The following is a 13,676-nucleotide window of genomic DNA, read 5'->3' on the forward strand; positions in this document are numbered from 1 at the left end:
TGCGCCGTCACATGAAGTTGCGGGTGTGCAGCTCGGCGAGGCGCTGCGCCTCGTCGGGCCCGAAGCCCAGCCGCGAGAGCCGCGCCCGTCGCCCGGCCGCCATGTCGCGCTGCAATTGCTGCACCGCTGCGTGGCCGCGCGCGACGGCTGCGGGCGAGAGTTCGCCCGCAGCCAGCAGCACCAGCGAATCGAACACCTCCTCGTTGAGGCCCGCCGTGCCGGCCAGCGTGTCGTAGCGCAGCTCGATGGCGTTGCGCAGCCGCACCTGGTAGTCGGGCTGCACCGAGAGTCGGTATTCCAGGTGCGCCATGCCGAATGCAACGTGGCGCGCCTCGTCGCGTGCCGCGAGCCGCGCGATCTGCCGGGTCACCGGGTCGGGTGCGTGTGCATGCAGGAAGTTGAGCAGGTTCACGAAGCTGCCTTCGCCGAGCACGGCCAGCAGGAAGGTGGCAATGGAGAAATCGGGCGCGTCGAACAGCGTGCGCAGCGAGGCCTGCCCGCCCGCGGTCGAGAGCGCGGGCCGGTGGCCGCGCAGCGTGGCGCGCCGGGTGAAGACTTCGACATGCCGCGCCTCGTCGGCGCACTGCAGCGCCAGCAGCTGCAGCACCTCGCGGAAATGCGGATGGATCTGCCCCAGGTGGCGTGCCGGCACCAGCAGCGCGGCGTTCTCGTTCTCGATGAGGTACGTCATCACCTGCACGACTGCAGCCTCGACGGCGTCCGGCAGCTCGAAGGGCGCGTCCCAGTCGATGGCGGTGGCCGGGTCCCACTGGGCTGCGGCCGCCTGCCTGTAGAGCTCGCCGGCCGTCGCGGCCCAGAGTTCGTCGCGGCGGTGCAGCGCGAAGAAGAAGGGCGGGCTGCCGGCTTCCACCGTGGCGCCGCGCGCGGCCAGGCCCCAACCGGAAGCGGCGTCTTCGGCGGGAACATCGTCGGCGCTGCCGGTCGTTTGCGCGCCGAGCCAGCGGCCCTCGGCATGCGGGCCGCGTGTGACCACTGCATCTTCTGCATCGAAGCGCAGCGCATGCCCCTGGCTCCGGCACCAGGCCTCCAGGTGCATGCGCCAGTCCGGCGAGCGTCCGCGCACGCGCAGCTCGCCGCGCACCGGCCGTTCGGCCAGTGCGCGGCGGATGAGCAGCAGGGCGCCCTGGTCGAGGCCCAGCGACTCAATATCGATAGTCGGGATTGGTGATGCGGCCATCGCCGTCGTAGAAACCTTCGTCGTCCACCGCGCGTTCGAGCAGCGCATAGCCGCTGGTGCGGCCGGTGCGCCATTCGCGCAGTCCTTCGAGCTCGAGCAGCGGGCGCACCTGCGGGTCGTCCCAGCGCATCGCCATCAGCAGCGAGACGAAGCGGTCGACCAGCGCCGCCGGCGCGCCGGGGCTGGTGGTGAAGTTGCAGTGGTCGTAGGCGCCGGTGCGCGCCACCACGCGGGTGCTGCCCGGCGGCAGCGTGCCGTCGAGGCCGAAGGCCAGGTGGTTGCCGTCGATCAGGCAGCAGGCGTCGATCTCGCCCGCCATCAGCGCCAGCGCCGCGTCGCGCTCGCCGCCGATGTGATCGCCGTGCTTGCCGCCGAGCACGTCGAAGTAGCGAGCCTCGAAGTCGCGCTGCTTCACCAGGCCTTCGCTGCGCAGGTGGTCGAGCGGGATCAGCGTGGCCTGCGGCGAATCGAGCGCGCCGAGGCCGACGGTCTTGCCGCGCAGGTCTGTCAGCGACTGCACGGGGCTGTCGGCCCGCACGACGATGGCCGAGCGAAGGTCGCAGTCGGTGTCGCGCATGGCCACGGCCTGCACCTTCAGGCCCCGGCTGCGCGCGATGCGCTCGGCGCGCACCCAGGCCAGCGGCGAGTTCCATGCGAGGTGCAGCGTGCCGTCGAACTGCGCCTCGACCTGGCTTTCGTAGTTCGAATACAGCACGTAGTCGAAGGCCAGGCCATTCTTCGCGAAGAAGGCCTTGAAGCCTTCCCAGATGGTGACGACCTTGGGCGCGTAGGCCACGGCGCCCATGATCAGCGTGGGGTCGGGCATGGAGTCGATCCTTTCCTCAGAACAGCGGCAGGCCGGTGATGGCCTTGCCGATGAAGTCGTAGAGCACGTCGGAGGTCGGCGCCATCACGCTCGATGCGCGGGCGTCGCGGAAGAGGCGCTCGATGCCCGCCTCCTTGCGGAAGGCCGCGCCGCCGCACACGCGCATCGCGATGTCGGTGACTTCGAGCGCCGTCTCGGCCGCGGCTGCCTTCACCTCGAGCACGCGCAGCATGGTGTCGGCACGGCCCGCGCCAATGGCGGCGATGGTGTCCTCCAACAGTGCCTGCGCCATATCGGCCTTGATGCGCGCCTTCGCCAGGTAGGCGCGGATGGTGGGCAGGTCGGCCAGCGACGAGTCGAGGTGCACGTGCCGCGTCTGGCCCACGTGGCCGATGGCGCCCTGCAGTGCACCTTCCATCAGGCCGGTGGAGCAGGCAGCGCTGAGCACCGAGAACCACGGCAGCACCACGCCCATCATGGCGTCGAAGCCCTTGCCGTCCTCGCCGAGCCGAGCGCTCGCGGGAATGCGCACGTTGCTCGCGGTGATCGGCGTGGAGGCGTTGCCGCGCAGGCCCAGCCCGTCGAAGCGGCCGGGCTGGCCCAGGCCGTCGGACTTGGCATCGACCAGCCACAGCGTGCTGGCGCCTTCGGCGGCGAGCGGCTTGCTCGACCACACGTAGCTGTCGGCCTCGAAGGCGGATGTGACCCAGCTCTTGCGCGCATCGAGCACCACGTTGCCGCCGTCCGCGCGCGCGGTGCCGGTGGGCGCCCAGAAATGGCTGCGCGAATCGGCCTCGGAAAAGGCCAGCGTGCTCAGGTGCGTGCCCTTGGCGACCGCGCGGCGCGTTTCCTCGGGGCCGAACTGTTCGAGCACGGCCGAGGCGCAGTAGTGCATGCACACGATCATCGCGGTGGAGGGGCAGGTCTGCGCGATGCGCGAGACCACCTGCGCGGCCTCCTTCAGGCCCAGGCCCTGGCCGCCGACCGACGCGGCCGAGACCAGCCCGAGCAGGCCGGCCTCGCCCAGCGCCGAGATCGTCTCTCGTGGAAAGCGTCCCTCGGCGTCGGTGCGCTGGGCCAGGGGCTTCAGCGTTTGCGTTTCGATACCGGCGAGCACGTCGAGGGGGTTCATCGCTTTCTCCAGGGAGGCGGTTGAGGGAATCGATCTACAGGAGGCGCTCGCGCAGGGTGGCGAGCTGGTCCGTGAACGGGGCGCTGTCTTCCAGGCAGCGCAGGTCGAGCAGCAGCCGGTCTTCGGCGACGCGGCCGATCACCGGCAGCGGCAGGCCGCGCAGCGCGGTGGCGAGGGCATCGAGCGCGGTGCCGATGCCCTTCTTCGAAGTGCCGGCCGGTGCGATCGCAAGGCCCGCCGATGGCAGCCGCTCGACCGGCAGCGAGCCGGAGCCGATCTGCCCGAGCAGCGGCACCACTTCGACCGTGAAGCGCGGCGACACGGCCGCCTGCACCGGCTCGCGCAGTGCCTGGGCCATCTCCCGGATCGCATCGGCGGGGCGGGTGAGCAGCCGCAGCGTCGGCAGGTCCTGCGCGAGGCGCTCGGGCCGCAGGTACAGCGACAGGGTGGCTTCGAGCGCCGCCAGCGGCAGCTTGCTCATGCGCAGCGCGCGCTTCATCGGGAACTTGCGGATGCGGCCGACGGCCTCCCTGCTGCCGACGATGAGGCCGGCCTGCGGGCCGCCCAGCAGCTTGTCGCCCGAGAAGGTGACCACGTCGCAGCCGGCGGCGAGCATCTCCTGCGGCAGCGGTTCGCGCGGCAGGCCGTAGCGCGCGAGGTCGATGAGCGAGCCGCTGCCCAGGTCGGTGGCCAGCGGCACGCCGCGCGCGTGCGCGATGCCGGCGAGCGTGGCCTCGTCGACGGCCGAGGTGAAGCCCTGCACCGCGTAGTTGCTGGTGTGCACCTTCATCACGAGGGCAGTGCGTTCGTTGATGGCGCGCTCGTAGTCCTGCGGATGCGTGCGGTTGGTGGTGCCGATCTCGACCATGCGCGCGCCCGCGCTGGCCATCACGTCGGGCATGCGGAAGGCGCCGCCGATCTCCACCAGCTCCCCGCGCGAGACGATCACCTCGCGTTCGCGCGCCAGCGCCGCGATGGTGAGCAGCACGGCGGCCGCGTTGTTGTTGACCACCGTGGCGGCCTCGGCGCCGGTGATGGTGCACAGCAGCTCTTCGACCAGCGAGTCGCGGTCGCCGCGGCTGCCGGTGGCGAGGTCGTACTCGAGGTTGTTGGGCGATGTCATCACCGCCAGCAGCCGCTGCAGCGCCGCATCGGCCAGCAGTGCACGGCCCAGGTTGGTGTGGATGACGGTACCCGTGAGGTTCAGCACCGCCTTCATGCGCGGCGCGAGGCGCGACTGGACGCGGGCGGTGAGCGCGCCGCCCAGTGCGTCGGGCTGCACGTCGGCAGCGGCGAGCTTGCCCGCAACGGCTTTCGCGCGCAGGCCATCGAGCAGCGCGCGCGCCTCTTTCACCACGAGCGTATGGCCATGCTCGGCCAGCAATGCGCCCGGCACGGCGAGGCGCAGCAATTGATCGACAGAAGGCAGATCCTGGGGCCTTGCCGTCGAGCCGTGGACCACGGACTCTTCGGGCATCGCCATCAGCCGCCTCCGCCGTCGTCGGGGATTTCGGGCTCGCCGAAAAGGAGCATCAGGTTATGGCCGCTGCGCTGGTGGCCGGCTTCGGAGACGAGCAGGTCGAGCGTGACGCTCGCCAGATCGTCCGCGACGGGCTCGACCTCGGGGTCTTTCTCCATCACGACCTGCTTGAGGTAGTGGCCGCAGCTGTCGCAGCATTCGGCCTTCACTGCGCCCTCGCGCGCGCCGGTGGCGGGCAGTTCCACGCCGGGCTGCGGCGCCAGCGACTCGAAGTGGATGCCCTTGGTGCTTTCGCAGTGCGTGCACTTGATGCGAACGTAGTGCCACTCGGTGCCGCACAGCGAGCAGTGCAGGTAGCGGAAGCCCGCCTCGTCGGCGCCGATGCGCGTGATGCTCACGGTGGGCGCGCTGCCGCAGCAGGGGCATTCGTTGCCGGGGTCGGTGCGGCCGTAGATGTTCTCGCCCGCGCTCTCGGCCACCTGCAGCACCAGATGCGTCCAGTAGGCCTGCAGCCCGGCGGCGATGAGCGGGGCGGCCGCGAGGTCGAGGCCGAACATGATGCGGCGCGAAAGCCGGTCGGCCTGCGCGTCGATCCATGCGTCGTCGGCGGTGGCCACGCGGTCGAGCGTGTCGCGCGCCGGGCCTTCGGGCAGCCGCGCGCGGAAGACAGCTAGCAGCCGGCGCAATTCCTTCAGCCACACCGCATCGCGCGTCCAGCCGAAGGCGGGCATCGGCGGCTTGAGCACCTTCGCGGCGGCTTCGAGCGCTTCGGTCTCGGGCAGCTCGACTGGCGCGTAGTCCTGCAGCACCTGGTGCTGCGCCTGCGCGAGGTCGGCGATGAAGATCAGGTACTCGCGCATCGGATGCGATGCCGCGAGCTGCCGCAGCCGGAGCTGACGGTCGGAAAAGGCGAGGGAGCGCACCGGCAGGCGCAGGAACGGCATCTGCCGTCCGGCCTGCATCGCGATCTGCTCCGGTTCGAGGACGCGGGTGGTCCGGATCGGCGGTGGGCTGCCGGTGGAACTCGTCATCGGCGCAGTATCACTCACCTCGCGTCATTTTGCGATGCCACAGGGGGTGATTCAGCTTGGCCCATCCCTCCGTAACCGTGCCTCGCGTCATCGCGCGCAGCGTGCCCTTGACCCAGATGGCGGCGTAGATATGCGTGATGACCGAGAGGATCAGCACCACGGCCGAGGCCGCGTGCACCACCACTGCGATGCGCCGCACAAGGATCGGGAAGAAGCCGACAAACCACGGGCTCCAGAACATGAAGCCCGTCACCAGCAACAGCAGCAGGCTGATGCCGAAGGCCCAGAACACCAGTTTCTGGCCGGCGTTGTACTTGCCCACGGCCGGCATGCCCGACTTGTCTCCCTTGAGCATCTTCGGCGCGTTGGCGAGCCACTCGCGGTCGCTTCGGTCGAGGGTGTTCTCGCGCCACATCGTGAAAAACAGGAACACGAAGCCCAGCACCATCAGCAGGCCCATGAAGGGATGCAGGATGCGCGTCCATGGCCCGCCGCCGAAGAGCGCGCTCAAAAAGAAGAGGCTCGGGTGGAAGAAGGCCAGGCCCGAGAGCGCCGCCGCGAAGAACATGATCGCGACGAACCAGTGGTTCATGCGCGTGGCGTCGCGGTAGCGGCGAAGGTAGTAGCGTGTCATCGCGTTCTTCTCCTCATACGCGGGGTGCGGTGGGGGGCGTCGAAGAGGTGGAGGCCGGCGGCTCCTCGATCACCACCACGTCGTCGGCCCTGCCGTCGCGGTCGGCGTCGGGGTGGTCTTCCTTGGGCTCGATGGGGCCGGTCTTCATGTAGTGGAAGAAGCTGCCCACCACGGCGCCGATCATGGCGACCATGGCGAGCGGCTTTGCCACGCCCTTCCACAGCGACACCAGCGGGCTGATGTGCGGGTCCTTCGGCAGGTCGGCGTAGAGCTGCGGCCGGTCGGCGTGCTGCAGGACGTACATCACGTGCGTGCCGCCCACGCCCGCCGGGTCGTACACGCCGGCGTTGGCGAAACCGCGCTCCTTCAGGTCGACGATGCGCTCCGAGGCGTACTCGTGCATGTCTTCCTTGGTGCCGAAGTGCAGCGCGCCGGTGGGGCAAGCCTTCACGCAGGCCGGCTCCAGGCCCACGCCCACGCGGTCGGAGCACAGCGAGCACTTGTAGGCCTTGTTGTCGGCCTTGCTGATGCGCGGCACGTCGAAGGGGCAGCCGGTGACGCAGTTGCCGCAGCCCACGCAATGCTCGCTGATGAAGTCGACGATGCCGTTGGCGTACTTGACGATCGCGCCTGGCGCCGGGCACGACTTCAGGCAGCCCGGGTCGTCGCAGTGCATGCAGCCGTCCTTGCGGATCAGCCATTCGAGCTTGCCGGCCTCGGGCTCCACCTCGGAGAACTTCATCACCGTCCAGGAGGCGGGCGTGAGGTCGACCGGGTTGTCGTAGGTGCCATGCGTGGTGCCGACCTCGTCGCGCAGGTCGTTCCACTGCATGCACGCGACCTGGCAGGCCTTGCAGCCGATGCAGGCCGACACGTCGATCAGCTTCGCGACCGGCTGCACCTGCGGGCGGTGACGGATCTCCGGCGACGGCGTGGTCGTGGCCGAGCGGGCGGCGATGTCGAGGGTCTGGAGGGAGGACATCTCAGCGGCTCCGGGCTTTTTCTTGTTCCCTCTCCCCTTGCGGGGAGAGGGCTAGGGTGAGGGAGGCGGCCTTGCAGGCGTCGTCGGCGATTCCATCGCTGTAGGCCCTCACCCCAACCCTCTCCCGCAAGCGGGAGAGGGAGCAGGTCCGGGCGCTGTGGTCGTGCATGGTGCTGTGCTTCATGTCACGCCTTCTCGATGTTCACCGTGAACGACTTGTACTCCGGCGTCTGCGTGTTCGCGTCGCCCACGAACGGCGTCAGCGTGTTCACCAGGTAGCCGGGCTTGGCGATGCCCACGAAGCCCCAGTGGTTCGGCAGGCCCACGGTATGGACCGTGCGCCCGTCCACCTGCAGCCCCACGATGCGCTTGGTGACCACTGCCACGGCCTTGATGTAGCCGCGCTTGCTCGACACCTTGACCATGTCGCCGTGGCCGATGCCCTTCTCCTTCGCGAGCTCTTCGCCGATCTCGACGAACTGCTGCGGCTGGATGATGGCCGAGGTGCGCACGTTCTTGGTCCAGTAGTGGAAGTGCTCGGTGAGGCGGTAGCTGGTCGCCACGTACGGGAAGTCCTTCGGCACCCCGAGCCGTTCCAGGTCGCCCTTGAAGATGCGCGCCGCGGGGTTGGCGCGCGCCTTCTCGTTGTTCGGGTGCATCAGGTTGTTCACCAGCGGCGACTCGAAGGGCTCGTAGTGCTCGGGCAGCGGCCCCTCGGCCATGCCGGTGGGGGCGAACAGGCGCGCCACGCCCTCGGCGGTCATGATGAAGGGGCGCACCGCCTCCGCGTCGGTCGGGTTCGCGTCGGGGCGGATGTCGGGCACGTCGGCGCCTGTCCATTGCTTGCCGTTCCACGAGACCAGGCCGCGCTTCGCGATCCACGGCTTGCCGGTGGCCGGGTCTGTCGAGGCACCGTTGTAGAGAATGCGCCGGTTCGCGGGCCAGGCCCATGCCCAGTTCTGCACCATGCCGATGCCGTACGGGTCGGCGTTGTCGCGCCGCGCCATCTGGTTGCCGGCCTGCGTCCATGCGCCTGCGTAGATCCAGCAGCCGCTGGCGGTGCTGCCGTCGTCGCGCAGCAGGCCGAAGCCCGAGAGCTGCTCGCCGGCCTTGGCCAGCGGCGGCTTGGTCGGGTCCTTCGGGTCGGTCAGGTCGACGAGCGCGCGGCCGTTGTATTCCATCGCCAGTTCCTGCGCGGAGGGCGAGTGCGGAATCTTGTAGGGCCAGGTGAGCTTGACGATCGGATCGGGGAAGGCGCCGCCGTCCTTCGCGTAGGCCGCGCGCAACCGGTTGAAGATGCCCGCCACGATCTCGATGTCGCCCTTGGCCTCGCCCGGCGGCTCCGCGCCCTTCCAGTGCCACTGCAGCCAGCGGCTGGAGTTGGTGAGCGAGCCGTCCTCCTCCGCGAAGCAGGTGGAGGGCAGGCGGAACACCGTGGTCTGGATGTCGGCGGTCTTGACGTCGTTGAACTCGCCGAAGTTGCGCCAGAACTCGCTGGTCTCGGTCTGCAGCGGATCGATGGTGACCAGGAACTTGAGCTTGGAGAGCCCGTCGACGATCTTCTTCTTGTCGGGGAACGAGCCCACCGGGTTGAAGCCCTGGCAGATGTAGCCGTTGAGCTTGCCCTGGTTCATGAGCTCGAAGGCCTGCAGCACGTCGTAGAGCCTGTCGATCTTGGGCAGGTAGTGGAAGGCCCAGTCGTTCTCCGCCGTGGCCGCGTCGCCCCACCACGACTTCTGCATGCTGACGAAGAACTTCGGATAGTTCTGCCAGTAGCTCATCTGGTTGGGCCGCAGCGGCTTGAGCGCGCGGGTCTTGTAGTAGTCCTCCAGCGTCTGCTCGTTGTCACGCGCCAGCGACATGTAGCCGGTCAGCGAGTTCGACAGCAGCCCCAGGTCGGTCAGGCCCTGGATGTTGCTGTGGCCGCGCAGCGCGTTCATGCCGCCGCCGGGCACGCCGATGTTGCCCAGCAGCAGCTGCACGATGGCGCCGGTGCGGATCATCTGCGAGCCCTGGCTGTGCTGCGTCCAGCCCAGCGCGTACATGATGGTCATGGTGCGCTGGGAGGTGCTGGTGCTCGCGATGTACTCGCACACCTTCAGGAACTTGTCCTGCGGCGTGCCGGTGATGCGACTCACCATCTCGGGCGTGTAGCGCGCGTAGTGCCGCTTCATCACCTGCAGCACGCAGTTCGGGTCCTGCATGCTCATGTCGACCCTGGCCATGCCCTGCTCGTCGAGCGCGTAGCCCCACGACTTGGGGTCGTAGTTGCGCTTCTCGGGGTTGTAGCCGCTGAACAGGCCGTCCTCGAACTTGTAGTCGGGGCCGACGATGAAGGTCGCGTTGGTGTAGTTGCGGACGTACTCGGTCTGGATCTTGTCGTTGGTCAGCAGGAAGTTGATGACCCCGCCGAGGAAGGCGATGTCCGACCCCGCGCGGATCGGCGCGTAGTAGTCGGCCATGGCGGCCGAGCGCGTGAAGCGCGGGTCGACCACCACCAGGCGGGCCTTGTTCTGTTTCTTGGCTTCGATGACCCACTTGAAGCCGCACGGATGCGCCTCCGCGGCATTGCCGCCCATGATCAGCACGACATCCGCGTTCTGGATGTCCTGCCAGTGGTTGGTCATCGCGCCTCTGCCGAACGTCGGGGCCAGACTGGCCACCGTGGGTCCGTGTCAGACGCGTGCCTGGTTGTCGAACACCAGCATCCCGGTCGAGCGGAATGCCTTGTGCGTGATGTATCCGGTTTCGTTGGACGAGGCCGAGGCGCAGAGCATGCCGGAGCTGGTCCAGCGGTTCACGGTCTTGCCGTCGGCGTTGGTGGTCTGGAAGTTCGCGTCGCGGTCGGCCTTCAGCAGCTTGGCGATGCGGTCGAGCGCCTCGTCCCAGCCGATGCGCTTCCACTCCGTGGCCCCGGGTTCGCGCACCTCGGGGTACTTCAGGCGCATGGGGCTGTGCACGAAGTCGAGCAGGCCGGCGCCCTTGGGGCACAGCGTGCCGCGGTTGACGGGGTGGTCGGCATCGCCCTCGATGTGGAGGATGTCGGACACCACGTTCTTCGCCTTGTCGCCCAGGCTGTACATGATGAGCCCGCAGCCCACCGAGCAGTACGGGCAGGTGTTGCGCGTCTCGGTTGTGCGCGCGAGCTTGAAGTTCCGGGCCTCGGCCAGCGCGGCGGTCGGCGAGAAGCCGAGCGCGACGATGCTGGAGCCGACCAGCCCCGCGCTGCTCACGCGAAAGAATTGCCGGCGGTTCATGTCCATGACGGAACCCCCTGCGGCGGTGAAGTGATGGAGTTTTTCATCGTGGTCTTCTTTTCTTCTGGCGGGTAACTCGAATTCGAATGAATCTGGCGGCGCTACTTGGGCGCCGTGCCGTCGCCTCCGCTGGGCGCAGGCGCCGCGCCGGAGGTGCCGCTGGCGCCGCCCGGGCCGCTCATGCCGCCCACGGCCGCGCCGCCTTCGGACGGGCCTTGATGGGAAGCGGAGGATTCGACCTTGTCACCGGAGGCGGCCGGGGTGACGCCCGTGGGGCTTGCTCCGGTGGCGCCGGCGGTGGCGGAGGCCTTCGGCGCGGGAGGCTTGGGATCGCATGCACTCGCCATCAGGCCGGCGGCAAGGCACAGGCCTATGATCTGCAGGCGCTGCTGACATCGTGGCATCGACACTCCTTGTGGGAAGGACGGGTCCGACAACGGGCTGTTTTTATGGCCTCGTTTTCCGCTTGCCGGTGTGCCCGGTTTGCGACAAACGGGATACGTTTAACGCATCATGCGACAGCATCATGTCCGGATCAAGGCCCGCAGGCGCGCAATAACCCTCGAATCCCGCCGTGAGGCCGGGCGTCGGCTATCGTTCGCGCCATGAACGCCTCCCTCCGCCTGGGTTGGCGCACGCTCTGGCGCGACCTGCGCGCCGGCGAGCTGCGCCTGTTGATCGTCGCCGTGCTGCTGGCCGTGGCCGCGCTGACGGCCGTCGGCTTCTTCGCCGACCGATTGCAGGGCGGCCTCAAGCGCGACGCGCGCCAGCTCCTGGGCGGCGACGCGGTGATCGTCAGCGACAACCCCACGCCCGAGGCCTTCATGGCGCAGGCGAAGTCGCTGGGGCTGGCGGGCACTTCCACCTACGGCTTCCCGACCATGGCCCGCGCCGAGGACGCGCAGGGCGGCGCCAGCAAGCTGGTGGCGCTGAAGGCCGTGACGGCCGGCTATCCGCTGCGAGGCAGCCTGCAGACCTCCACCACCATCGATGGCGCAGGCGCCGCCACGCGCGACATCCCGCCGCCGGGCGAGACCTGGGTCGACGCCTCGCTGCTCGACTCGCTCGGCCTGAAGGTCGGCGACACGCTGCTGCTGGGCGACACCGGCCTGCGCGTGGGCCGTGTCATCACGCTGGAGCCCGACCGCGGCGCCGGCTTCATGAGTTTCTCGCCGCGCGTGATGCTCAACCAGGCCGACGTGGCCCGCACCGGGCTCGTGCAGCCGGCCAGCCGCGTCGGCTATCGCTATGCGGTGGCGGGCAGCGATGCCGCGGTCAAGCGCTTCACCGACTGGGCCGATGCCACCATCAAGAAGGGCGAGCTGCGCGGCGTGCGGCTCGATTCCTTCGAGAGCGGCCGGCCCGAGATGCGCCAGACGCTCGACCGTGCCGAGAAATTCCTGAGCCTGGTCGCGCTGCTCGCGGCGCTGCTGTCGGCGGTGGCGGTGGCGCTGGCCGCGCGCGGCTTCGCGGCCAGCCACCTCGACGACTGCGCGATGCTGCGCGTGCTCGGCCAGAGCCAGCGCACCATCGCCATCGCCTATGCCTTCGAGTTCGCGGTGATCGGCATCGTGGCCAGCGCGCTGGGCGTGGCCATCGGCTTCGCGGTGCACTACGTGTTCGTGCTGCTGCTGGCCGGGCTGGTCGAGACCGCGCTGCCCGCCGCGACACTGTGGCCCGTGGCCTTCGGGCTCGGCATGGGGCTGACGCTGCTGTTCGCCTTCGGGCTGCCGCCGGTGCTGCAACTGGCGCGCGTGCCGCCGCTGCGCGTGATCCGGCGCGACGTGGGTGGCCTCAAGCCCGCGTCGCTCGCGGTGCTGGGCGTGGGCGTGGCGGGCTTCGCGGCCTTGCTGATGGCGGCGAGCAGCGACATCAAGCTCGGGCTCATCGCCGTAGGCGGTTTCGCGGGCGCGGTGGCGGTGTTCGCGCTGCTGAGCTGGCTCGCGGTGAAGGTGCTGCGCCGCAGCGTCAACGAAACCACCGCGCCGCGCTGGCTGGTGCTGGCCACGCGGCAGATCTCGGCGCGGCCGGCCTACGCGGTGGTGCAGGTCAGCGCTCTCTCGGTGGGGCTGCTGGCGCTGGTGCTGCTGGTGCTGCTGCGCACCGACCTCGTGGCGAGCTGGCGCCAGGCCACGCCGCCGGACGCGCCGAACCGCTTCGTCATCAACGTCATGCCCGACCAGAGCGAGGCCTTCCAGAAGTCGCTGCGCGACGCGGGCGTGAGCAAGTTCGACTGGTACCCGATGATCCGCGGCCGCCTCGTGGCCATCAACGACAAGCCGGTCTCGCCCGACGACTACACCGAGGACCGCGCCAAGCGACTGGTGGACCGCGAGTTCAACCTCAGCAACAGCCTGGAGGCGCCCCCGCACAACAGCATCGCCGCCGGCAAGTGGACGCCCGGCGCGGCCGGCGAGGTGAGCGTGGAAGAGGGCCTGGCCGAGACGCTGGGCCTGAAGATGGGCGACGTGCTGCGCTTCGACATCGGTGGCATGCAGAACGACGCGCGCATCACCTCGCTGCGCAAGGTCGACTGGGGTTCGATGCACGCCAACTTCTTCGTGATGTACACGGTGGCCTCGCTGGCCGACGTGCCCACCACCTACATGGGCGCCTTCCGCGCGCCCGAGACGCGCGGCTTCGACAACGCACTGGTGCGCAGCTATCCGAACGTGACCAACGTCGACATGAGCGCCACCATCAACCAGGTGCAGCGCGTGCTCGACCAGGTGATCCGCGCGGTCGAGTTCCTGTTCGGCTTCACGCTCGCGGCCGGGCTCGTCGTGCTGTTCGCCGCGGTGACGGCCACGCGCGAGGAGCGCGCGCGCGAGTTCGCGGTGATGCGCGCGGTGGGCGCCCGTGCCAGCCTGCTGCGGCAGGTGCAGCGCGCCGAACTCGCGGGCGTGGGCCTGCTCGCGGGCTTCCTCGCGAGCATCGTGGCCGCGCTGATCGGCTGGGGGCTTGCGCGCTACGTGTTCGAGTTCACCTGGACCGCCTCGCCGCTGGTGCCGGTCGCCGGCGCGCTGGCGGGCGCGGTGCTGGCGCTGGGCGCGGGGTGGTGGGGCCTGCGCGAAGTGCTGCGCCGGCCGGTGGTCGATACATTGCGTCGCGCTGCCGAGTAATTTTTCTTTTCTTC

General features: G+C 69.3%; 10 protein-coding genes. 1 reads left to right on the forward strand and 9 read right to left on the reverse strand.

Features of this window, described 5'->3' with window-relative positions; all coding sequences use genetic code 11:
• Positions 1–7: 7 nt before the first annotated feature.
• From ACAM57_RS06415 to ACAM57_RS06455, 9 genes are all read right to left on the reverse strand, one after another.
• On the reverse strand, positions 8–1,198 hold the full coding sequence (locus ACAM57_RS06415; RefSeq protein ID WP_369661043.1) for a ferritin-like domain-containing protein: 1,191 nt from the start codon (positions 1,196–1,198) through the stop codon (positions 8–10).
• Positions 1,164–2,024: a phosphate/phosphite/phosphonate ABC transporter substrate-binding protein gene (locus ACAM57_RS06420; protein ID WP_369661044.1), complete on the reverse strand. Its 861-nt coding sequence runs from the start codon at positions 2,022–2,024 to the stop codon at positions 1,164–1,166. The genes ACAM57_RS06415 and ACAM57_RS06420 overlap by 35 nt, the downstream gene beginning before the upstream one ends.
• 16 nt (positions 2,025–2,040) lie before the next feature.
• Entirely contained in the window at positions 2,041–3,156 is a 1,116-nt protein-coding gene (locus ACAM57_RS06425; RefSeq protein ID WP_369661045.1) for an acyl-CoA dehydrogenase family protein, read from the reverse strand.
• 34 nt (positions 3,157–3,190) lie between these two features.
• Positions 3,191–4,639 carry an L-seryl-tRNA(Sec) selenium transferase gene (gene selA, locus ACAM57_RS06430; protein ID WP_369661046.1) on the reverse strand — a complete coding sequence of 483 codons (1,449 nt, stop codon included), beginning with the start codon at positions 4,637–4,639 and terminating at the stop codon, positions 3,191–3,193.
• Positions 4,639–5,667: a formate dehydrogenase accessory protein FdhE gene (gene fdhE / locus ACAM57_RS06435; RefSeq protein ID WP_369661047.1), complete on the reverse strand. Its 1,029-nt coding sequence runs from the start codon at positions 5,665–5,667 to the stop codon at positions 4,639–4,641. The genes selA and fdhE overlap by 1 nt, the downstream gene beginning before the upstream one ends.
• A gap of 10 nt (positions 5,668–5,677) precedes the next feature.
• Positions 5,678–6,301, reverse strand: coding sequence for a formate dehydrogenase subunit gamma (locus ACAM57_RS06440; RefSeq protein WP_369661048.1), 624 nt, complete (start codon positions 6,299–6,301; stop codon positions 5,678–5,680).
• Positions 6,302–6,314: 13 nt separating this feature from the next.
• Positions 6,315–7,283, reverse strand: a complete 969-nt coding sequence (gene fdxH, locus ACAM57_RS06445; protein ID WP_369661049.1) for a formate dehydrogenase subunit beta — start codon at positions 7,281–7,283, stop codon at positions 6,315–6,317.
• Positions 7,284–7,468: 185 nt separating this feature from the next.
• Positions 7,469–10,546, reverse strand: coding sequence for a formate dehydrogenase-N subunit alpha (fdnG, locus tag ACAM57_RS06450; RefSeq protein WP_369661050.1), 3,078 nt, complete (start codon positions 10,544–10,546; stop codon positions 7,469–7,471).
• Positions 10,547–10,641: 95 nt separating this feature from the next.
• Positions 10,642–10,944 carry a hypothetical protein gene (locus ACAM57_RS06455; RefSeq protein ID WP_369661051.1) on the reverse strand — a complete coding sequence of 101 codons (303 nt, stop codon included), beginning with the start codon at positions 10,942–10,944 and terminating at the stop codon, positions 10,642–10,644.
• Positions 10,945–11,145: 201 nt separating this feature from the next.
• Between ACAM57_RS06455 and ACAM57_RS06460 the strand changes: the two genes are divergently transcribed.
• Positions 11,146–13,662, forward strand: coding sequence for an ABC transporter permease (locus tag ACAM57_RS06460; RefSeq protein ID WP_369661052.1), 2,517 nt, complete (start codon positions 11,146–11,148; stop codon positions 13,660–13,662).
• Positions 13,663–13,676: the final 14 nt, after the last annotated feature.

Origin of the sequence: Variovorax sp. V15, assembly GCF_041154425.1 — a bacterium.
GTDB classification, from domain to species: Bacteria; Pseudomonadota; Gammaproteobacteria; order Burkholderiales; family Burkholderiaceae_C; genus Variovorax; species Variovorax guangxiensis.

Coding starts and splice junctions, on each gene's coding strand:
- ACAM57_RS06415 (WP_369661043.1), bottom strand. CDS start 1,198: ATGGCCGCATCACCAATCCCGACTATCGATATTGAGTCGCTGGGCCTC.
- ACAM57_RS06420 (WP_369661044.1), bottom strand. CDS start 2,024: ATGCCCGACCCCACGCTGATCATGGGCGCCGTGGCCTACGCGCCCAAG.
- ACAM57_RS06425 (WP_369661045.1), bottom strand. CDS start 3,156: ATGAACCCCCTCGACGTGCTCGCCGGTATCGAAACGCAAACGCTGAAG.
- selA (WP_369661046.1), bottom strand. CDS start 4,639: ATGGCGATGCCCGAAGAGTCCGTGGTCCACGGCTCGACGGCAAGGCCC.
- fdhE (WP_369661047.1), bottom strand. CDS start 5,667: ATGACGAGTTCCACCGGCAGCCCACCGCCGATCCGGACCACCCGCGTC.
- ACAM57_RS06440 (WP_369661048.1), bottom strand. CDS start 6,301: ATGACACGCTACTACCTTCGCCGCTACCGCGACGCCACGCGCATGAAC.
- fdxH (WP_369661049.1), bottom strand. CDS start 7,283: ATGTCCTCCCTCCAGACCCTCGACATCGCCGCCCGCTCGGCCACGACC.
- ACAM57_RS06455 (WP_369661051.1), bottom strand. CDS start 10,944: ATGCCACGATGTCAGCAGCGCCTGCAGATCATAGGCCTGTGCCTTGCC.
- ACAM57_RS06460 (WP_369661052.1), top strand. CDS start 11,146: ATGAACGCCTCCCTCCGCCTGGGTTGGCGCACGCTCTGGCGCGACCTG.